25 protein-coding genes are annotated in these 19,770 nt (G+C 51.9%); 8 read left to right on the forward strand and 17 right to left on the reverse strand.

The features are described 5' to 3' along the window. Window positions 1-43: 43 nt before the first annotated feature. The 9 genes from AC27KL_RS12565 to AC27KL_RS12605 form a co-directional block, all read right to left on the reverse strand. Entirely contained in the window at window positions 44-478 is a 435-nt protein-coding gene (locus tag AC27KL_RS12565; protein ID WP_036713617.1) for a GNAT family N-acetyltransferase, read from the reverse strand. A gap of 74 nt (window positions 479-552) precedes the next feature. Then, window positions 553-1,101 (reverse strand): 2'-5' RNA ligase family protein, encoded by a 549-nt coding sequence (locus tag AC27KL_RS12570; protein WP_487169899.1) that lies wholly within the window; start codon window positions 1,099-1,101, stop codon window positions 553-555. Between the two features lie 24 nt (window positions 1,102-1,125). Beyond that, a complete protein-coding gene (locus AC27KL_RS12575; protein WP_487169900.1) occupies window positions 1,126-1,434 on the reverse strand; it encodes a DUF6508 domain-containing protein in 309 nt (102 codons plus the stop codon). Between the two features lie 82 nt (window positions 1,435-1,516). Further along, the gene (locus AC27KL_RS12580) at window positions 1,517-1,918 is read right to left on the reverse strand and encodes a hypothetical protein (protein ID WP_487169901.1); all 402 of its coding nucleotides are present in this window, start codon (window positions 1,916-1,918) and stop codon (window positions 1,517-1,519) included. A 46-nt stretch (window positions 1,919-1,964) separates the two neighbouring features. Continuing rightward, complete coding sequence (locus AC27KL_RS12585; protein ID WP_197070034.1) at window positions 1,965-2,267, reverse strand: hypothetical protein; 303 nt, start codon at window positions 2,265-2,267, stop codon at window positions 1,965-1,967. After that, window positions 2,258-2,842: a GNAT family N-acetyltransferase gene (locus AC27KL_RS12590; protein ID WP_487169902.1), complete on the reverse strand. Its 585-nt coding sequence runs from the start codon at window positions 2,840-2,842 to the stop codon at window positions 2,258-2,260. The genes AC27KL_RS12585 and AC27KL_RS12590 overlap by 10 nt, the downstream gene beginning before the upstream one ends. A gap of 13 nt (window positions 2,843-2,855) precedes the next feature. Further along, complete coding sequence (locus tag AC27KL_RS12595; RefSeq protein ID WP_487169903.1) at window positions 2,856-3,539, reverse strand: HAD family hydrolase; 684 nt, start codon at window positions 3,537-3,539, stop codon at window positions 2,856-2,858. A 28-nt stretch (window positions 3,540-3,567) separates the two neighbouring features. After that, a complete protein-coding gene (locus tag AC27KL_RS12600) occupies window positions 3,568-3,972 on the reverse strand; it encodes a glyoxalase superfamily protein (protein WP_487169904.1) in 405 nt (134 codons plus the stop codon). 191 nt (window positions 3,973-4,163) lie between these two features. Next, window positions 4,164-5,303: an MFS transporter gene (locus AC27KL_RS12605; RefSeq protein ID WP_487169943.1), complete on the reverse strand. Its 1,140-nt coding sequence runs from the start codon at window positions 5,301-5,303 to the stop codon at window positions 4,164-4,166. Between the two features lie 368 nt (window positions 5,304-5,671). Here AC27KL_RS12605 and AC27KL_RS12610 point away from each other — a divergent pair, with 368 nt between their 5' ends. Both AC27KL_RS12610 and AC27KL_RS12615 read left to right on the forward strand, forming a co-directional pair. After that, the gene (locus tag AC27KL_RS12610) at window positions 5,672-6,253 is read left to right on the forward strand and encodes a TetR/AcrR family transcriptional regulator (RefSeq protein WP_339325177.1); all 582 of its coding nucleotides are present in this window, start codon (window positions 5,672-5,674) and stop codon (window positions 6,251-6,253) included. A gap of 156 nt (window positions 6,254-6,409) precedes the next feature. Then, window positions 6,410-7,327, forward strand: a complete 918-nt coding sequence (locus AC27KL_RS12615) for an aldo/keto reductase (protein WP_487169905.1) — start codon at window positions 6,410-6,412, stop codon at window positions 7,325-7,327. Window positions 7,328-7,518: 191 nt separating this feature from the next. On the opposite strand, the gene AC27KL_RS12620 is transcribed toward AC27KL_RS12615, so the two are convergent. Continuing rightward, window positions 7,519-8,091 (reverse strand): TetR/AcrR family transcriptional regulator, encoded by a 573-nt coding sequence (locus tag AC27KL_RS12620; protein ID WP_487169906.1) that lies wholly within the window; start codon window positions 8,089-8,091, stop codon window positions 7,519-7,521. A gap of 305 nt (window positions 8,092-8,396) precedes the next feature. Between AC27KL_RS12620 and lpdA the strand changes: the two genes are divergently transcribed. Further along, window positions 8,397-9,770 (forward strand): dihydrolipoyl dehydrogenase, encoded by a 1,374-nt coding sequence (gene lpdA, locus AC27KL_RS12625; protein WP_487169907.1) that lies wholly within the window; start codon window positions 8,397-8,399, stop codon window positions 9,768-9,770. A gap of 154 nt (window positions 9,771-9,924) precedes the next feature. On the opposite strand, the gene AC27KL_RS12630 is transcribed toward lpdA, so the two are convergent. Next, entirely contained in the window at window positions 9,925-11,352 is a 1,428-nt protein-coding gene (locus AC27KL_RS12630; protein ID WP_487169944.1) for an aminotransferase-like domain-containing protein, read from the reverse strand. Between the two features lie 113 nt (window positions 11,353-11,465). Between AC27KL_RS12630 and AC27KL_RS12635 the strand changes: the two genes are divergently transcribed. The 3 genes from AC27KL_RS12635 (at window position 11,466) to AC27KL_RS12645 (ending at window position 13,858) form a co-directional block, all read left to right on the forward strand. Next, window positions 11,466-12,401 (forward strand): DMT family transporter, encoded by a 936-nt coding sequence (locus tag AC27KL_RS12635; RefSeq protein WP_339321212.1) that lies wholly within the window; start codon window positions 11,466-11,468, stop codon window positions 12,399-12,401. A 167-nt stretch (window positions 12,402-12,568) separates the two neighbouring features. Then, on the forward strand, window positions 12,569-13,081 hold the full coding sequence (locus AC27KL_RS12640; protein WP_487169908.1) for a hypothetical protein: 513 nt from the start codon (window positions 12,569-12,571) through the stop codon (window positions 13,079-13,081). Window positions 13,082-13,366: 285 nt separating this feature from the next. Then, a complete protein-coding gene (locus AC27KL_RS12645; RefSeq protein WP_487169909.1) occupies window positions 13,367-13,858 on the forward strand; it encodes a pyridoxamine 5'-phosphate oxidase family protein in 492 nt (163 codons plus the stop codon). A gap of 97 nt (window positions 13,859-13,955) precedes the next feature. Here the strand turns inward: AC27KL_RS12645 and AC27KL_RS12650 are convergent, their stop codons facing one another. Both AC27KL_RS12650 and AC27KL_RS12655 read right to left on the reverse strand, forming a co-directional pair. Next, a complete protein-coding gene (locus tag AC27KL_RS12650; RefSeq protein WP_487169910.1) occupies window positions 13,956-14,246 on the reverse strand; it encodes a YfzA family protein in 291 nt (96 codons plus the stop codon). 148 nt (window positions 14,247-14,394) lie between these two features. Further along, window positions 14,395-14,616 carry a hypothetical protein gene (locus tag AC27KL_RS12655; protein WP_487169911.1) on the reverse strand — a complete coding sequence of 74 codons (222 nt, stop codon included), beginning with the start codon at window positions 14,614-14,616 and terminating at the stop codon, window positions 14,395-14,397. 262 nt (window positions 14,617-14,878) lie between these two features. Between AC27KL_RS12655 and AC27KL_RS12660 the strand changes: the two genes are divergently transcribed. Beyond that, window positions 14,879-16,567 (forward strand): RICIN domain-containing protein, encoded by a 1,689-nt coding sequence (locus AC27KL_RS12660; protein WP_487169945.1) that lies wholly within the window; start codon window positions 14,879-14,881, stop codon window positions 16,565-16,567. 117 nt (window positions 16,568-16,684) lie between these two features. On the opposite strand, the gene AC27KL_RS12665 is transcribed toward AC27KL_RS12660, so the two are convergent. Further along, window positions 16,685-17,041 (reverse strand): winged helix-turn-helix transcriptional regulator, encoded by a 357-nt coding sequence (locus AC27KL_RS12665; protein WP_339321215.1) that lies wholly within the window; start codon window positions 17,039-17,041, stop codon window positions 16,685-16,687. Between the two features lie 163 nt (window positions 17,042-17,204). Between AC27KL_RS12665 and AC27KL_RS12670 the strand changes: the two genes are divergently transcribed. Further along, complete coding sequence (locus AC27KL_RS12670) at window positions 17,205-17,795, forward strand: NAD(P)H oxidoreductase (RefSeq protein WP_487169912.1); 591 nt, start codon at window positions 17,205-17,207, stop codon at window positions 17,793-17,795. Between the two features lie 435 nt (window positions 17,796-18,230). On the opposite strand, the gene AC27KL_RS12675 is transcribed toward AC27KL_RS12670, so the two are convergent. From AC27KL_RS12675 to AC27KL_RS12685, 3 genes are read right to left on the reverse strand one after another with little or no spacing between them, the layout of a single operon-like run. Next, a complete protein-coding gene (locus AC27KL_RS12675) occupies window positions 18,231-18,821 on the reverse strand; it encodes a hypothetical protein (protein WP_487169913.1) in 591 nt (196 codons plus the stop codon). Between the two features lie 21 nt (window positions 18,822-18,842). Continuing rightward, window positions 18,843-19,226 (reverse strand): VOC family protein, encoded by a 384-nt coding sequence (locus tag AC27KL_RS12680; RefSeq protein WP_487169914.1) that lies wholly within the window; start codon window positions 19,224-19,226, stop codon window positions 18,843-18,845. Window positions 19,227-19,244: 18 nt separating this feature from the next. Continuing rightward, a complete protein-coding gene (locus tag AC27KL_RS12685) occupies window positions 19,245-19,763 on the reverse strand; it encodes a GrpB family protein (protein ID WP_487169915.1) in 519 nt (172 codons plus the stop codon). Between the last annotated feature and the right edge of the window lie 7 nt (window positions 19,764-19,770).

Consider the following 19,770-nt stretch of genomic DNA (forward strand, 5'->3'; position numbering starts at 1 on the left):
GATTGGGGGATGTTCCTTTCCGGATGCGGTGCCAGAAGGGGCGCTACAGCAGTTTCCTGAATCCTTCGACCTGTTCGTCGCGGTAACCGAGCTTCTCGTAAAACCGGTGCGCTTCCTTGCGCTGTTCTCCGGACACAAAAATGATATAGCCGCAATCATGGTCCCTCGCGATTTGCTCGATGGCTTCCATCAGCTTCTTTCCGATGCCCTGCCTGCGAATGCGGCTTGAAACGATGACGTTTTCGATGACCATAAACGGTTTGCAGCTTCCGACAAAGTCGAGGCATATAATCCCCATCAGCGATCCGGCGAGCTCTCCTTCATGGAATGCGCCCAAAATATGATAGTTTCCGCTGCTTTCGGCGCTTCGGAAAACCTGAAGCATCCTGTCCCCGTTCGTCGGAATTCCCATCAGTTCTTCGTAGAGCCTGGCAAGCGCCGGAAGATCGGATTCGGCAATGTGTCTAATGTCTGTCATGATGTCGTCCCTGCTTTCTGTCTTTTGTTTTTTGTTTTCGTAAAATCTTGCTTGTCTTCTTCCTACATTAAGAATCATATTAACGGCTTCGTCAACATGGCGGCGCAATCCGTGCAGCGGTTATTTAGGTATTTCAGTTTGATCAGGGACACTTCCCGAATCTCGGCGATAAATGTTTGGATGCTGCCCGTGCAATAGAGCAAGGCTTCCGGAAGTTTCCGTTCATCAAGCCTGCTTGCGATCGTGCAATGCGGCACCCATGCGTTAGGCGCATAGAGCGAATTGGCTTCGTCCGCATACCGGCTGAAATATTGATGATGTTCGGCGTGAAATTTCAGCAGCTCGGCGGCCGGATTGGGGGCCAGAAAAAGCGTCCCCGACCCGATAAACGTACCCAGCATGCCGAAGTTTAACGAAAAGCCCGCCCTTGCGTTGTAAAAACGATCAAACATGTCCATGAACTCGGCCTCATCCAGATTCGAATAATCCGCAAGCGTCAAATGCGGCCGCCGGTTCGGGACCTCATCCACGTATCCCGAGATGCCCCGATCACGCATTTCTTCCCAGATCCGTTTCAGCGCTTGTTCCGTCTGTTGATCGAAGCGGAGAACGACGGCATACATATCGGATTCGCACCTTTCCCTGGCTTACTCCTGCATCTCTTCCCGAAGCATTTTCAGCCTTTTTAGAATTTGCGTCATTTTGCCGTTTTCAAGGACTCGTATCCATACCCCTTCCGTAAATCGGTCCCCGCGCACGTAACTTGTGACAAGTTTTCTTAGCGTCTCCAGATCCGCCTGCATCAAATGGTCTTCGATGTCCCGGTCGATATCTCGATAGATTTCATGCTCCGCGACCCACGAACTCCAATCGAATACCATCATGAAACCCGTGTTGGACAGCTCTTGCACAAAATTCCGGACAACCTCCGTTTCAAAGCGGTAACGTCCGGACACAGCAGACTACGGCTGGTTCGGATCTTGAAGAACATTCAAAAAAGGAAGCAGCCGATCCAGCTCCGCGGACGTGATCGTTGCATCATAGGGCATAACATTTCCTCCAGTCTAAGTCATCGTTTGGAAGCACGACATTTACTGATTCCATACGGTGTACATCAACCAGGCTACAAGCAGGTACACCGGGACCGACAGCATAACCGAAAGCCATCTTCGCTTCCTTTGGATCAAAATGGCCGAACCTGCGAATAAAAGCGGAAAAGCGAGTCCCCACAAATGAAACCGCGGCGTCGCAGCCAAATATAAAGCTAATGGAAGCACCAGCACCGCGGCCAGGTAAAGCAAAACACTTTTCCGAAAAATAAGACCGGTCACCGAAAGGATAACCGCAGCGAAGATCATCATCCAATAAAAGTTGAAAAAGACCACTGGCTTGCGCTCCATTCTTAACGGAAATTGCCTTTCTGCTCAGCTTGCCTGCCATTCTATCCCATGTGCATCCGCGTTGCCATCGTTATAAGGCTTATGGCTTAATCCCTGTTTGATTTTTTGCTCCGGAAAATGGAGATGCCGCCGAATCCGCTAATCACCGCAATATAGAATCCGACATCATACCACCAACCCGAATTATAAATTTCATATACCCTAATATGGGGTTTAAACAATCCTATAATTAATGAAATAGGCGCGATCCACCCATGCCAGATTCCCCAGAAAAAACCTGCGGCATGCTGGGGCGTATTCGTGCCGTCTCCGGGGACGCAACCTGTTAAAAGCGAAATCGCGGCAAACACCAACAAAAGCGCGAATACGTATTTCTTTTTCATTTCCATCCCCCTTCGTGAGCCCTGGCGTTCGCTTCATGAATGACGGCATAAAGTTTCAAATCTTCGAACTTGCCTTTTACGAGTATATTTTTTCGTAAGACCCCCTCGAATTCCATTCCGCATTTTTCCATCACCCGGCTGGAGCCAATGTTAGACGGATGACACCGGGCTTCGATCCGCACCAATTGCATCGCCTCGAAGCCGAAGCGGATGATTCTTCCCGCTGCTTCGCTCATCAAACCTTTGTTCCAATGCGCCCTGGAAAGCGCATAAGCCAATTCGGCCTTTGCATGCTTGGGATGCCAATACACAAAACCGACCGTGCCGATGACGGCTCCGGTTTCCTTGTCTTCGATCCCCCATGGCGCGATATCGTTTTGTTCGTACAACCCGAGAACACGATCGACGTACTGGATGGAATCCTCGATTGTCTGATGCGAATACCAGGTGGTGTATTTCGAAATTTCTTCGTCGGAACAGTAGGCGAACACGTCGCCGACGTCTTTAGCCGTCAATTTCCTTAATATCAGCCGCTCGGTTTCCAATACCGGGTTGCCGGGGTTTGGCGGTTGCGGGTGCATGCTCATCACCTTTCTACGCTTTGTCGATCAACGCGATGATTTCATCCAGGCTGTCGATCCGATGCTCAGGTTCGTCCAGATCGCGATGCCAATCCATAAATCCTCTCAGCCAAACGGCCTTTAAACCGGCGCTGGTTGCGCCGAAAACATCGTTCCGCGGATGGTCGCCGACATACCAGCTATTCTCCGGTTTGGCTTCCAGTCGGCTTAAGGCCAGCTCAAATATGCGTTTATCCGGTTTATGGAACCCCGCTTCGCCCGATACGATCACAACGTCGAAATATTCCCGGATTTGCGCCTTGTCGATTTTGGCATGCTGCGCATGCGGCGAACCGTTGGTGATCAGGCCGAGTTTAATGTTTTTCCGTTTCAGTCGCTCCAAAACGTTCAAGGTTCCGTCCATCAGAACGGTATAATTGTAAAATTCGGCGAACCAATGGTTGAGCAGCTCTTCGGCGGTCGTATCCGGATTTTTCAGCGGGAAAGAAGCCAGGCATTCCTGAACCATTTCCCGTTTGTCGCGGTAGCCGTCCCGATCCGACACCCGCATGAATTCGATGAATTCTTCTTTTTGCCGGGCATCCCGGACGGATGCGAACCGGTCGATAAAATGCTCGGAATAAGCGCGAAAAGCAAGCTTCCGGTTAATCAACGTGTTGTCGAGGTCAAAAATAACGGCTTCCGTTTTCATGGGCATGTTCCTTTCCATCTTCATTTGGCTGCGTTCAAGCGCCTACGAAGGGCTCCTGAATATCGGCAATCTTCGGTTCCACAGGCTCGTAAAACGCGATTTTATTGCCGAACGGATCGATCACGCAGCACTCCAGGGTGTGCCACGGCGTTTTCTCCAAACCGGGCCTGGAGTAACGATACTGCTTGCCGATCAGCTGCCGATGGAAGGCTTCGATGCCTTTCATTTCGACGCGGATGGCGGCTCCCGGGCTGCAATCCCCGTAATGCTCGCTAAGATGGATGGATGCTTGATGCAAGGAGATTTGCGCATACAGCGGCAGGTTCGGTTCGAACCGGTGCTCCCAATCCAGCTTGAAACCGAGGTAATCGATATAAAATTCTTTGGCTTTCCTTTCATCGAATATGCGGAAAATCGGAATGATTCCTTGGGCTTGCACGCCAACCGCCTCCTAAATCTTTCGATCTGCAAATCACTCTATGTCATCATTGGTTGAATTTATTCTACCAACAAACCACAATTTTCTAAATATCTCAAATTAAATCGGTGGTTGCCAATTTCATTTGTCTCTTCCATGAAAAATCCCCGCCGGTCCAAATGAATCATTCATGGCGGGGACTGCTTCCGCGCTTAGCCCCGGCGGGTGCAAGCCCAAAACAACAGCGCCAGCGCGCTTACGGACGCACCCAGCGTGCAAACCCCGGTCCATCCAAAACAGGAATACACTGCCGTGGAAGCAATGGATCCGGCGGCGCTGCCGATCGAATAAAAAATCATATATCCGGCGGTCAACCGGCTTCTTGCTTCGGGGCGCACGTTAAAAATCAAGCTTTGGTTCGTGACGTGCACCGCCTGAACGGCCATGTCCAGGAGAAGGATGCCAAACACCAATAAAAGCAGGGAACGATGGAGCAAACCGATCGGCAGCCACGACAGCAGCAGGAGGGCAAGCGCGATGCCGGTCGTTTTTTGGCCAAATCCCATGTCGGCCCAGCGGCCTGCCCTTGCCGCCGCAAGCGCCCCTGCGGCCCCTGCGAGCCCGAACGAGCCGATGGCCGAATGGGAAAGGGACAGCGGCGGACGGCTAAGCGGGAGGACGAGCGAAGTCCACAGAATGCTGAACGAAGCAAAAATAAGCAGCGCCAACATCGCGCGAATGCACAAAATCCTCTCCTGCATAAACAAGGCGAGCACCGATTGCAGCAGCTGCACGTAGTTTAACCGCGGTTGATCCCGATGTTCGCGGGGCAGCGAGCGCAGCAGAATGCAGGCCACGAAGAACAGCATCACGGCCGAAGACAGGTAAACGGAGCGCCAACCGGCAATATCGGTTAACGTCCCGGCGAAGGTACGGGCGAGCAAAATGCCGATGACCACGCCGCTCGTCACCAAACCGACGATTTGTCCGCGTTCGGAAGGTGCCGCCAAACTCGAAGCATACGCAACCAGCGTTTGCGTCACGACGGCAAGCAGCCCGACCACGGCCAACCCGGCGAACAAAACGGCGGTGCTGCTGGCCGTACCGGCCACGATCAAAGCGAGCACGGACAACAGCATCATGCCCGGGATGAGTTTTCGCCGATTCCGCAGGTCCCCCAGCGGGACAAGCAGAAACAATCCGAGCGCGTAACAAAGCTGGGTTACCGTGATGACGATGCCGACGGAAGAATGCGGAAGTCCGAATTCGCGGGCCAAAGCATCCAGCAGCGGCTGGGCGTAATAAATGTTGGCGACGGATAACCCGCAGGCCACGGCAAACAGCAAAGCCATCCGGCGCGAGAACGAAAATGCAGGCCTCTTTCCTCCCTCACCTTCCCCGCCATGTTCGCGGATTTGCGCGGCTGGGGCTTCCATTGGTTTTTCAAAAACCTCTGTGTTCATCAAATGCCTCCTTTATTTTATACCGAAAAGTATATTATACCGATCAGTATGTTATGATGAGCTTACGATAACCTCCTTTTAAGTAAACTGTCAAGAGAAAGAGGACCAACAAATGGACGGATGAAATCGGGAAAGGCAGTTTTGTAGAAGGTTATTAGCGCTTTTCGTCTCTGTCTGGACAGGCAAGTCTTTTGACATTTCAGCATCAGATCGGCTACAATCATTTTATACTGAACGATATGAAATGGGGTGCCGTTATGGTTCGGCAGCGGGAATTTGATGTGGACAAGGCATTGGACGCGGCCATGCAGCTGTTTTGGGAAAAGGGGTACGAAGCGACCTCGTTAAGCGATTTGACTTCGGCCATGGGAATCCAGCGGCCAAGCATCTATTCCACGTTCGGGGATAAAAAGGAGCTTTTCGAAGCGGCTTTGCGTAGGTATACTTCAGCCCATGCCGCCGGTATCCGCGCGAAGCTGCAGCATCATCCGTCGGTGAAGGAAGCGTTCCGCGTTTTTTTTGAGGGATTGGTGGAAGAAGAATATGCGGGGACAGGCAACCGGGGCTGCTTCTGCATCAATACGATGGTCGAGCTGGCGCCGCATGACGCCAAGTTCGAAATCCTTACCAGGGAGCATGAAATGTATCTGGCGGCGATTTTTCAGGAGACGATTGAAAAGGGGCTTCGTTCAGGCGAACTTCAAGCCGGGCTCGATGCCAAAGCCTTGGCTCAAACGCTGGTCGTTTCGTTGATTGGGCTGACCGTCATCATGAAAGCCCGTCCGGAGCGCGCATTTGTCGAACATTCCGTCGAAACGATGCTCTCGCTGATAAAATAAACTTGAATCCTTTCCGGGTACGTGCAAAAATGAATTGGAGACTGTCTGCTTTGCTTATCCATCAAGCGTAAACGCATACAAGACCGCAAACTCCCGGCGGCAGCGCCGCCGCGGAGCAGAAACATCATTCCATTATGAGTCTGGAGGACAGCATTCATGAAAACGATTAAGCTTGGAAGCAGCACGCTGGAAGTCCCTGTCGTTGCCGTCGGCTGCATGCGCATCAATTCCCTCGACAAAAACGGCGCGGAGCGTTTCGTGCAAACGGCGCTGGAATTGGGCGCGAATTTCTTCGACCATGCCGACATTTACGGCGGCGGCGCCTGCGAGGAAATTTTTGCGGAAGCCATACATATGAACAGCGACATCCGCGAAAATATCATTTTGCAATCCAAATGCGGCATCCGTCCAGGGATGTTCGATTTTTCCAAAGAGCATATTTTAAATTCGGTCGACGGCATTTTGAAGCGGTTGAAAACCGATTATTTGGATGTTTTGCTGCTGCACCGTCCGGATGCGCTCGTGGAACCGGAAGAGGTCGCCGAGGCATTCGATCAGCTGGAAAGCTCCGGCAAAGTGCGCCACTTCGGCGTATCGAACCAAAATCCGATGCAGATCCAGCTGCTGAAAAAAGCGGTGAAACAGCCGATCGTCGCCAACCAATTGCAGCTCAGCATCACGAATGCGACGATGATCTCCAGCGGCATCAACGTCAACATGGAAAACGAATCGGCCGTCAACCGCGACGGAAGCGTTCTCGATTTCTGCCGTTTGCACGACATTACGATTCAGCCTTGGTCTCCGTTCCAATACGGATTTTTCGAAGGGGTATTCCTCGGCAACGATAAATTCCCTGATCTGAACCAAAAAATTGATGAAATCGCCGCCAAATACGGCGTCAGCAACACCACGATCGCCATCGCCTGGCTGCTGCGCCATCCGGCCAACATGCAGCCGGTCATCGGCACGATGAATCTCGAACGCTTGAAGGATTGCATCAAAGCAAGCGAAATTACGTTGTCTCGCGAAGAGTGGTATGAAATTTACCGCGCGGCCGGAAATATTCTGCCGTAAACCGTGATAGGGCATCCGCCAGCGATGTTCCATACCGAAAAAAGGGGCCCGGGTCGTTTGAACGACCGGCGCCCCTTTTTTATTTGATGAGCCAAAGTTCCGCTTCTTCCCTCGTTTCAAAACCCCGAAACGCGTTGCCGTATCGATGGCAGTGTCAGAACACCGGGCCGTTTGGGCTTGTGCTGGATGCCTTACATTTGCTGATCAATCAGACGTTTGGCGGCGCCGAGGAAATGATCCGGAACATACGCAGCCCGCTCCAAATATGCCGACATCATGGCTCCGTTATATAACATCAGCAGCTGGGCGGAAAGCGTTTCAGGATCTTGGGCTCCGGCCCGTTCGGCCAATTCCCGCAGCCGGCGGCGCATCTCCAGATGGTATGTCGCAATCGGCTGTTGGGTCGGGTGGTTTTCGTCGGGAAACTCCACGGCCGTATTCAGGAACGGACATCCGCGGTAACCCGGCTGCTCGCTTCTTGCGCCCAAGCTGTCCACCACGTCGTATAGCTGATGCAGCGGCGCGTCGGGATGCCGCCGTTTCGCCTCTTCGAACGGTTTCATCAGCTCTTCGTTGCATCTTGCCAAATAAGCCACGACCAGATCGTCTTTGGTCGCGAAATTCCGGTAAAAGCTCGCTTTCGCCACGCCGGATTCCTCGATGATCCGATCGATGCCGACGGCCCTCACGCCTTCCCTATAAAACAGTTTGATGGCCGTGCGCAAAATCCGCTCTTTAGCCGTTTCTTTTTTCTGCATATTCATTGCTGCCCCCTTCCTTCCGGCATCCAACCCGTTGACATGATACAGATCTGTCTGTATGATAATCGTGAATACGGTACAGACCTGTCTCATTCATTTTAAAAAAAGTCCCGTCTTCCGTCAATCTCTACGCCATGGTTGGAGCGAGGCGCGCACGACCGCAGAAACATCCTGGCGAAAGGCGCGTTACGCGCGTCCGCTTTTCCCAGCCCCATTACGCTTGACGCGGGTTCCGGATGCCGTCCGAGACCGCGGCTGGCGGATCGTGATTTGGAAACAAAAAAATACGGCCAAAGCAGGTGAACGTTGTGAACATTGCAAACGAAACAAAAGAGTTCGACGTCTTGGTGATCGGTTCGGGTCCGGGCGGATACACCGCCGCCAAACGGGCGGCGGAAGCCGGGCTTCGCGTCGCTGTCGCGGAACGGGAGCGGATCGGGGGCGTGTGCACCAACGTCGGGTGCATCCCGTCCAAGGTTCTGATCTCCGAAGCCCATCGCTTTGAAATCGGCGGCCGGTCGAACCTGGATTTTGCGGAAGTGCAAGCCTTTAAGGAAGCGGTCGTCCAGAAGCAATCGGGCGGCGTAGGTTTTTTGCTGAAAAACAAATACACGGAGACGTTTCGCGGCGAAGCCTGTTTGCTCAGCGATCATGAAGCGATCATCGATCAAGGCGGGACGTCGACCCGCATCCGGTTTGAACACTGCATTCTCGCCACCGGCTCCCGTCCGATCGAGCTGCCGGCATTCCCTTTCGGGGGAAGGATCCTGTCCTCGACGGAAGCGCTGGGGCTGCAGCAGGTGCCTGAAAGCCTTATCGTCATCGGCGGCGGATATATCGGCATCGAGCTGGGGCAAACCTTCGCCAAGTTTGGATCCAAAGTCACCATTCTGGAAGGCGGCGATCAGATCCTTCCCGGATTCGAAGCCGAGTTGACCCGTCCGGTGGCCAAAAAGCTGCAGGAAAATCAGGTCGACATCTTTACCGGGGCCATCGCCGAACGGGTCGAGCAGCAACCTGACCGGGTAACCGTTCATTTCAAGGAAAACGGAAACCCGCGCCAAGCGACGGCCCAATACGTGCTCGTCACGGTCGGCCGCCGTCCGAACACGGACGGGAATTTGGGGCTTGATCGGGCGGGCGTCAAACTCGCGGAACGCGGGCTGATCCCGGTGGACGAACAAGGCCGGACCAACGTCCCCCACATTTTTGCCATCGGGGATATCGTCGCCGGTCCCGCCTTGGCGCATAAAGCTTATTACGAGGCAAAAGTAGCCGTGGAAGCGCTGAAGCATCATCATGCGAAGGTGGACTACCGGGCGCTGCCGCTTGTGGTCTTTTCCGATCCCGAAGTCGCAAGCGTCGGTTGGAGCGAAACGGATGCACGGGCACGCGGAACGGAAGTCGTCACGGGAAGAGCCTCCTATGCCATCAACGGCAGGGCTTTGGCGCTGCGGGCCGCCGAGGGGTTCGTTAAAATCGTGGCGGAAAAAGAAACGGAGCGAATCATCGGCGCGCAAATCGTCGGCGCGGAAGCCTCCAATCTGATTGCCGAACTGGCGCTGGCCATCGAAATGAGCGCCACCATCGAAGATATCGCGCTTACGATCCATGCCCATCCCACCTTGGGAGAAATCGTGATGGAAGCGGCCGAAGCCGCTATTGCCAAAAGACGCAAATAAGCAAGCTTCCCGTTTTTTGCGCCAGACGAAGCATCCGGGGAAGACAAGCGGGAAGCATCGAAATGAGACATAGTAGACAAAAAAGAGCCTCATTCAAGTTCACGAGCTTGAACGAGGCTTTTGGCCATTCCCGAGAAGTAATATGGAACCTCCGCTATTTTTCTCCGGACAGCTCCCTGTACAGCCCCACAAACCGCCGGACGCCTTCCCGCAGCTGCCGTTCGTTCAAAAACGAATAACTCATGCGGATCCAAGGTTTCAGTTCCCGGAGCGGATCGCAAATCGAGCCTGGGACGAAAGTGATGGAACGTTCCCTGCTCGTCACAAGCAGCTCCTCCATCGGGGTCGATTCCGGCAGTTGGACCCATAGATTAAAGCCCCCTTCGGGGCTTCTCCACTCCCAGCCCGTTCCGGCCAGCTCTTCCTCCATGATGTCCTTGCGGACCGCCAGCGCCGTCCGAAGCTTCTCCAAATGCCGCTGCATCCGCTCCGAAAAGAAATAATGCAAAAAGATCTTTTGGTTCAGGAGCGGCGTGCCGCTGTCCGACAGCGATTTGGCTTTGATCAAATAGGTCATCAATCCCGGCCTGCAGGCCACCGTCGCGATGCTCAGGCCCGGGGCGACGTATTTGCTGAAGCTGCGGATATAGATCGTATATCCCGAAGTATCGTAAGCAAAAAACGGCGGCGGGGGTTCATTGCCGAAATAGATGTCCGGGCAAGGATCGTCTTCGATCAGCAGGCATTGATGTTCGGCCGCGAGATCCACCAGCCGCTTCCGCTGCTCCGCAGGCACGGTGTATCCCGTCGGGTTTTGAAAGGTCGGATTGATATAAAAAAGGCGCGGTTTGTATAGGCGCATGAATTCTTCGACCTGATCCAGCCGATAGCCGTCCGGGTAAATCTCAACGGGGACGATCCGCGCCCCTTGCCTTCTGAACACATCGATCGCCGGACTGTAAGTCGGCCTTTCGAGCAGCACGGCGTCCCGCGGCTTAACCAATACCCGGGCGATCAGGTCGATGGCCTCCTGCGAACCGCAGGTGATCAGGAGCTCGTCCGGGGTGAGGTCGAACCGGTACCGGCCGGCGAAATAGCGGCACAACGCTTCCCTCAGCTCCGCGTCCCCCTGCGTGGTCGCATACGTGCCCAGCACTTTGGGATACAGATCGAACACTTTTTTTACGTATTCGGAAAAATATCGGTTCGGCAGCAGGTTCGGGTCGATCAGCGCTTTGGAAAATTGATACGCGGCCTCTACCTGGTGGATTTCGGAGAGATGGCTTTCATGAACGTAAGCCGAAACGATCGGGTCCTGCTGTGCAGCAGGGGACAGCAGGCTGCCCGGTTGAACATAATAACCGGATTTATCCTTTACGTATACTTTATGGTTTTGCTTCAGCCATTGATAAGCTTTGAATACGGTTAGCCGGTGCACGCCGAATTCGGCCGCAAGCGCGCGAACCGAAGGGAGTTTATCATGCGCCTTCCATTCCCCGCGCCGGATCCGATCCAAAAGATAGTCGTACACTTGTTCAAAAAGTTTATCCGAATGAACATCGGAAAGGATCTCTCTTTTCAGATGACTCCCCCCTTTCCTTCGATTATAACCTATATGTCCGCCATCTGTTCTACTCGATTCCATCTGTTCTGTTCCACCCCTTTTATGATAAAGCCATACAAGGAGGAATGGACATGATATTCGTCAATTATTTGCTGATGTGTCTCGTATTCGGGACGACCTTTCTGGCAATCAAAGTCGGGATCGATGCAGGAGCGCCGCCTTTTTTCTCTGCGGGTCTCCGTTTTCTTTTGGCAGGAAGCATTCTTTTCGCATTTATGGTCATCAAACGAAAAGCCTCGTTCTCCCTGCTGCTTCGCAAGGAGATGTTTTTGACGGGAATGGCGCTGACCTTCGGCACGTTCGCCACCCTGTATTGGGCGGAACAACATTTAAGCTCCGGGATTGCCGCCATCCTGTCGGCAACGGCCCCGCTTATGGTCCTGCTGCTCCAATCGGCCCTGGCCCGGCAGCGCCTTTCCGTTCACGCCTTGGCCGGCTGCCTCATCGGGTCGGTGGGCGTCGTGTTGCTGCTGCTGCCCGGCCTGACGGTCAACTTCAGCAGACTGTGGGTGATCGGCTGTATCTCGGTTTTGGTGGGCCAAGTATTTTACTCGGCTGGTACCGTCTACTCGCGCCGTGTCGTAAAACGGTTTGAGGATACGTCCCCCATCGCTTTGAACGCGGCCCAGATGATGTATGGCGGAGGAATGCTTTTGCTGTTGGCCTTGTTCGTCGAACCGATCGATATCGGTCCATGGCTTGCGCCAAAAGCCGCGTTATCGCTGCTTTATTTGATCTTCGCCGGCTCCATGACGGCCCATACGATTTTCTACTGGCTGATCGCCAAAACGAACCCCGTATTCCCGTCCACCTGGCTTTACGTGTCGCCGCTTATCGCCCTTTGCCTTGGTGCCGCGTTATACGGCGAGCCCATATCCGTTTTGTCGGTCATCGGCGGAATCACGATTGTCGCCGGCATTGTCGCCGTCAATCTGGATTCGCTAAAGACGCTTTTGTCCAAAGGCAGGCCGCAGCGCAACAAAGCCGGCGAATCCAAAGCAGTATAACGAAAAAACCCGGAAGTTCTGAAGGAAGAGCTTTCGGGTTTTTAAACAGAAAATCGAAGCCCGAATGCAAAAATAACTATTTGACAATATTTAACTAAAAACATATATTCAATACATTATTAACCAACTCATACATAACAAAGAAAAACGGGGAAGAGACTGATTTTATGAAGAACAAAAGTGCTTTTTTTGCGGTAATATCTTTAGCTATGGCTGCAACAGCGGTAACTGCTTTTGCCTCGCTAAGTACAACTCAGGAGGATGTCATTCCTGAAGCCGATGTAATAGAACGTCCCATTCGTAGTCCTTTTGTCGAAGACCACTTCATAAGCCCAACTGTTATTGATACGTCCAACCCCATTGGCGACCCCGTGACGGGAGGCGCGGTTGCACAAAAATTCTTTAAAATAAACAGTGGTTATGGTCATATGAAACTTTTAATGAAAAACTATAGCAGCCAACCCGTTACTGTTACGTTGACACATCATGCAACCGGACTTTTATATTTTGTTAGAGAAATTAAAGGAAACGACCAAATAACATGGGGAAATTTTGAAGAGGGTTTCGAGCAAGGCATGCGCAGTGGAGAATATACGCTTCAATGGAGTGGCGGCGGTACTCCCGTTAATGGAGAATTTGTTGGAAAAACGGGTTCAGCCATTTCCGATGTTCGAGAGTAATTCAAGTTTTGCTGTTGATTTCATCGATAAATTCGTGTGTCAGGACTGGGAATTAAACTCCCAGCCCTCTTTTGTCGTAAGCCGTTCTCTTAAGCCCTGTCCGCGCTTTGCCGCGAGCACCGTTTGGGCCCCTCTCCGGGTGAGGACCCTGGCGGTAGGTTACATATAGGCTTGTTCATACGGGGATTCAAATCAGGAGTTGATGCAATCAAAAACCCCTTGGTTTGGCAGCGTGTAAATAAGTGTAATACTAATAAATAAACACACTAGGAAAAGGTGAACAAAATGACAAATTCAACTCCGGAAAACCAAGAAGCGATCGAGAAAATACGTGAATTGATGAAGGGCATCGACACGGCCATGCTGACGACCGTCTCGGAAGAAGGGCTGGTTTCGCGTCCCATGAAGACCCAGGACATCGAATTCGACGGCGACCTGTGGTTCCTGACCAAGAAAGATACCGACAAATTCCATGAGCTGCTGCAAAACCGGCAGGTCAACGTTGCCTACGCCGGCAAGTCCTTCGTCTCCATCCGCGGTGAAGCTGAGCTAGTGAACAGCACCGAAAAGCTGAAAGAATTGTGGAACCCCGTTTACGAGCAGCTGCTGGAGACGAACGTTGACGATCCTAATCTTGTTCTCATCAAGGTCCAAGCCGAAGCGGCCGAGTACTGGGATGCCGGCAACAAGTTCAAAATGGCCAGGTTCCTGTTCCGCAGACTGATGGGTAAAAGCGCCGAAGGCACCAATATGAATCGAACGGTGGAATTGGATTAGGATAAAAAAACGGACGCCGGTTAAGACCAGCGCCCGTTTTTATTTTCAGATCACAGTGCATTGACATCGACAGTACTCAACTCATCTTGGCTGATCCTTAGCGAGAAAAAACCTTTTTGATTACACTTATTATTCCAGGAACAAGAAAAAAGACGCCAAAAAAGACAGTGAGTAAATTATATTGGGGCGTTTCGTAGAAATGAAACCATTCCGTGAAAATAGGAGTGTCAAGAATCCTTCCAAGTATCGTTCCATCCGTATCCCTGTATTTAAGGATCCAACCTGTTGCTTCAGAGGTAATAAAGAATATTTGTGATAATACAAATACGCCAATAGAAGACACCCAATATCTTCTCAGAAATGGTACAGTCGTTTGTTTCCGAACCAAAATAATCTCATCCTTATCTAGTACTATTGTCTATATATAATAAATACGGATATTTAAGAAATTAAGTTTCAAAATTCATGTATTATATTGTCGTAAAAATACTTAAATTGCAGAATGCCCGAGGAACGAGGAACAACCATATGTCGCTTCAATCGCGAATCGCTGCTCTCCGGTTACTTTCCGGACTCGGAACATCAAACAAAATTTTTCGATTTGCTGAGAGACGCTGCTGTTTGCGGACGCCATTTTGATTCAGAAAATCATGCGGCAGCATCGGCTCGATATCACCGAGTATCAGGATGTAACCGCATATTTGGGTGAAGAAGCCCGGGAGATGTATTTGCAAGGCGACTGCTTGTTCCATTAGCATGAATGAGGAGCTGCCAGACATTCAGGCGGTGCGCTTGTTCATGCTGTTTTTGTGTTACTGTATACCTCTCACTATTGCCGGCTTCAGCCATACGCTACCCTATAAATCACTAAAATGCACTATAATTTGGCAGGTTGTCTTCTTTCTTCCCCTGGCATACACTCTTTTTTGAAAACGCATTCATTACATCGTACTCCGTGATTTCGTACCGGCATTATTTTGCGTAATCCAAAAAAAAAAGGAGATGAATCTTGTGAAGAAAATGAGATGGACCATCAAGCTTTTGCTGGCTCTGGTCATGGTGGTGCCCACGCTCATGGACAGCCAGCGCGCTGATGCATGGACCGGCATGCCCATGTCCAAGCTCCACGTAAGCGGCAACCAACTGGTGAACAGCAGCGGACAGCCCGTCCTGCTAAGCGGTTGGCATCAGCCCTCGGGCTCCTATTGGACCTACCAGTCCAGCAAGTACTACCTGGATCGGAACGGAGGGAACCGGCATGCGGCAATATTGGAGTACTTGAAGGATATCACCGATACCTTTACCGATACCTCTGCCAAATACGGCAGCACCCACGGCTGGTACATGAATCAGGTCCGGCTGTTTATCGACCGGGAAGACATGGGCGACGTGGCCGCCGGGACGTATAATTTTGCCGGTTTGCAGAGCGTTACGCAAAACGTCATCATTCCGTATATCGCCTATGCCAAGACAAAGGGGCTGTATGTCACGCTGGGGCTCGATTTTACCCTTTCGAACAACCAGGCGACCACTCCATCCAATCTGAACAAGTTCAACGAAATCTGGGGTTACCTTGCCTCCCAACCGGCGATCAAAAGCGCGGACAACGTGATGTTCGAACTGATCAATGAACCGGTCCTGTCCGATGTCAACGGGCAATGGGGCGGAAATCCCTCTCAACCCAATTTCGCCGATTATTGGAACTCCCTTAAAAAATTCCAAAACTCCCTCATATCCACCATACGCAGTAAAGGTGCCGACAACGTGATATGGGCGGCGGGGCTTGGCTGGGATCAATACTACCAGCTGTGCGCGTCCAGTCCGCTGACGGATCCCTTGAACAATATCGGGTATTCCGTCCACTGGTACCCAGGGTACGGTGCCCATGACGATTATGCGACTTTGCAGCAGCAGTGGGATACGAATATTAAGCCCTGCGCCGATCATTATCCCATCAACATTACGGAGACCACCTGGTTCAAGACGCAGCCCGGCGATTCCTCCTACTGGGAGCTGTTCAACGGGTCCAATGAAGGTTTCGGCAAAAACACGAAGGCCATATTCACAGCGGCCGGCAATGTCAGCATGACCGCCCATATGAACGGATTTTTGCTGGAGCCCGGCCCAAGAAGTTCTTTTGCTGATCCGACCGCAGGCCTCAAATATGACGGCAATACCGCACGGGACGGCATGGCCCGTTTTCTCTTCGAATGGTATTATGAACGCGCGCAGCTGAACCCTTGGAACGGGATCTGGAACGGGGTTTTGTCCGGCTCGACCTATAAGATCCTGAACCGCGCTTCGGGCAAAGCGATTGACGTGCCGGGCGGACAGAATACCAACGGGCTGCAGCTTCAGCAGTGGTCAGACAATCAAGCGACAGCCCAGCAATGGGTTGCCGATGATCTGGGGACGTACAACAACGTGTACAGGCTGCGAAGCGTCAGCTCGGCAGACCAAAAAGTCATGGATATCCGGAACGGCACGAAGAACAACGGCGAAGCGGTCCAACTCATGCAGGACTTGGGGAATACAGCACAGCAGTTCAGATTGATCAAACTGAGCAACGGTTACTGGAGCATCCTGAATGTGAACAGCAACAAGGCCGTTGAGGTTGCCGGAGCCTCCTCCGCGGATGGAGCGAAGCTTCAGCAAAATCTCTACCGGGGCAATCCGAACCAGCAATGGCAGCTGGTGAAAATCAATTAGTGCTGATACCGAATATCCTGATGATGTTTCACTCAAAAACGAGCGCGGGCCTTCATAGGCCAACGCTCGTTTTTGAGATGCGCCCGGAACGCCGAATCGGCTGGTAAGGTCTTCCCCTCATTCCGAACAGGAACACCTCCAATCACGCAGATTCATATACTTCTCACCCCACTCATCCAATTGATCCAATATCGATTTCAGCGACTTTCCCAGCTCGCTCAGTTCGTAGACTACTTTCGGCGGAACCTGATTGTAAGACGTTCTCGTTACGATGCCGTCTTCCTCCAGCTCCTTGAGCTGCTGGATCAGCATTTTTTGCGTAATCTCGGGAATCGCCTTTTTTAATTCGCTCGTTCTTTGCGGTCCGTCCCCACAGTTCAAATGGCATAAAATCAACAGCTTCCATTTTCCCCCGATCACCTGAAGCGTCGCCTCTGCGGGTATGTTAAACGTCCGTGCGGTCTGCATTTCCATGGGCTGCCCCCCTCCTGTCGATTCCGTTGAACGATTACTTTCCGGTGAGTATATCACTTTAAAGTATCTATATCACCAAAAAGTAAGTACTTCCCATTTATCACAGCATACCTGATAATTTTACCGTAATCTTATGAAATTTGAGAGAGGGAAGGTGACATCGATGAAAATTTTGACGGTTGTATCGCATCCGCGGGTGAACTCCTTAACCTTTTCCGTGACAGAGAGATTTATCCAGGGACTTGCCGACGCCGGGCACGAAACCGAGGTGCTGGATCTGCATCGCAGCGGCTTTAATCCCGTGTTGTGGGAAGCCGACGAGCCGGATTGGTCTTCGGATCACAAAGTCTATTCGCCTGAGGTGGAAGCGGAGATGGCACGAATGAAACGGCACGACGCGCTCGCCTTTATTTTCCCGATATGGTGGTACGGCCTGCCGGCCATGCTGAAAGGATATATCGACCGGGTATGGAACAACGGGTATGCTTACGGCGCAAGTCACCTGCATCATCAACAAGTGCTGTGGCTTGGTCTGGCGGGAGCCCCGAAAGAGCACTTCGAGAAGAGGCAGTACGATACGTTGCTCTCCCAGCATCTGAACGTCGGCATAGCCGATTACTGCGGAATTTCGAACAGCCGGGTTGAGATCCTGTACGATACGCTGGATTCCAGGCCGGAAGTTATCGATACCCTCCTGACGCGAGCTTATCATTTGGGACGGCATTACGACAACGTTTCAGAGGCTGTGAATTAACCGGGGGGCGCTGCGGAAATCCGGGTCCGGCTCGAAGGCACAGTCTTTGCTCAGCCGCTCGGACAGCGGGCACATGACTCTCAAGCGGTGGTTTTTCAGGTTATGGTGAAGAATCGGGCAATGGTTTGAAAAAGCATCGTTCAGCCCTGTCCGGCCTTGGCCGGATGGGGCTTTTGTTAACCCTTTTGTTTCTCCCACTTCTTCATTAAGGCTATCCAAATCCTCTAACAAGATCTCAAGCAAAACACGAAAAATTCGCCTTGGCTTGATCGATATCTGGCAACATCCCCGCCCGCCTTCAGCAATAGAGTTACCGTACCCTCTTCCGAAGCGTCATAGGCGTACAAGCCGCGACTTGAAACCGATACATATTTTCGACCAACGAATCCGAAAAAAAAGCCGTACGGATGGCCATCCATACGGCTATTGCTGCTCTCAGTCGGTCTCGCCAAGACATGCCTTCACCGACCGCTCCAGCACGTCAATGACCTCGTCAAATCGCAGCATTTCCAGCGCCTCGTCTTTGGTTTCATCCTTCAACGCAAAATCGGACCGCAAGTCCCCGATCAGTTCCGGAAGATACGTATAGTCGATCTCGTCGATGCGGACGGCTTCCGTTTCAAGTGGCTTCCAAACCAATGCATAATGATCGATAAGCCTCCCGTTCAGCCGCCGAAAATCCCTGTAATATTGCTCCTGGGCTTTTTTCTTATCCGGCTGGGGCAGCCATTTAATTTTTTTGTAATAAATCTCTTTCACCCAAATGTCGTCCGAGATCAAATGATAGAAATAACCGAGAAAAAAGGGATCTTTCATGTGGTGCTCGTATTTTTGGCAAAAACCGCGGTAATCGCAGGCAAATTCCGAATCCGTCTGGAGAATGATGAAATGGGACTCCTTTTTCGGCGCATTCATGTATTTATGGACGTCGGGCGCAATGCCGCCCAGTAAAAATTGATCGTCATCGATGCCAAGCTCCCGGGCCAGCAGCGTGGAGATGCAGTAGTGCATCACTCTCGATCCCAAACGTATCCCCCCCCATTCCGGCTAGTCATTCGGCTGAATGACCCCCCACATGTTTCCGCTTGGATCGATAAATTTAAGCACCCATCCGAAGCCTTCATTTTGGTAAAACGTAATTTCGACGCCGAGTTCATGCAGATAATCATGCAAAACGTGGATCTGGTCCGTGTTATACAGCAAAACCGGCATCGTTTGGCCGTTCACCGAGAAATTCGCGTCGGTTACGTCTTTTGTCTCCCATAACATGAGCATAGGCCCTTCCTGAAGCGTTAGAAACGCATGTCCATGTTCTTCGGAGACACCCAGCACTTGAAAGCCGAGATGGGAGACGTACCATTCTACGGCTTCGGATACACGTTTGACCGGAATTTGCATATGCTCCAATTTTTTAAGGACGGCTTTACTCATATCGAACACCTCGATGATTTAATTTTCATTTTCAGTCCGTGCCAACTCGATGATTTTGCGGATAAACGAACCTTTCGCTTCGGTATATTTCACCCGGTCATGCGGGTACTGCTGCGCGAGATGCTGTTTCAATCGAAAATATTCCTTTAAAGCCTCCGGATGGCGGATCAAATAATTACGAAACAAGAGCTGCGTGTTCCAATGTTCGCCCCCGTGCCGATAGACATGCAAATGATGGGTCCCCGCCCGCCATTCGCCCCGGCGGAAAAACCTTCTTTCCGGAAAGTGCGGATGATCGACAAAATGGTATCCGATCCTCTCCAATCTGTCATGGTGCACAGGAGTGATTTCGTCCAAAGCAGCAACGCCGGCCATGATGTCGATGATCGGCTTCGCCCCGAGGCCGGGGACGGCCGTGCTGCCGATATGCTCGATCCCGAGCACGATGCCGTCCAGCGCCTCGGCGATTTTCATTTTTTCTTGCTCGAATTCCAAAGCCCATTGCGGGTTATATTCGCTTATAATCACTTGTTCCATCTGTCCG

The organism is Paenibacillus sp. YAE3, assembly GCF_057546105.1.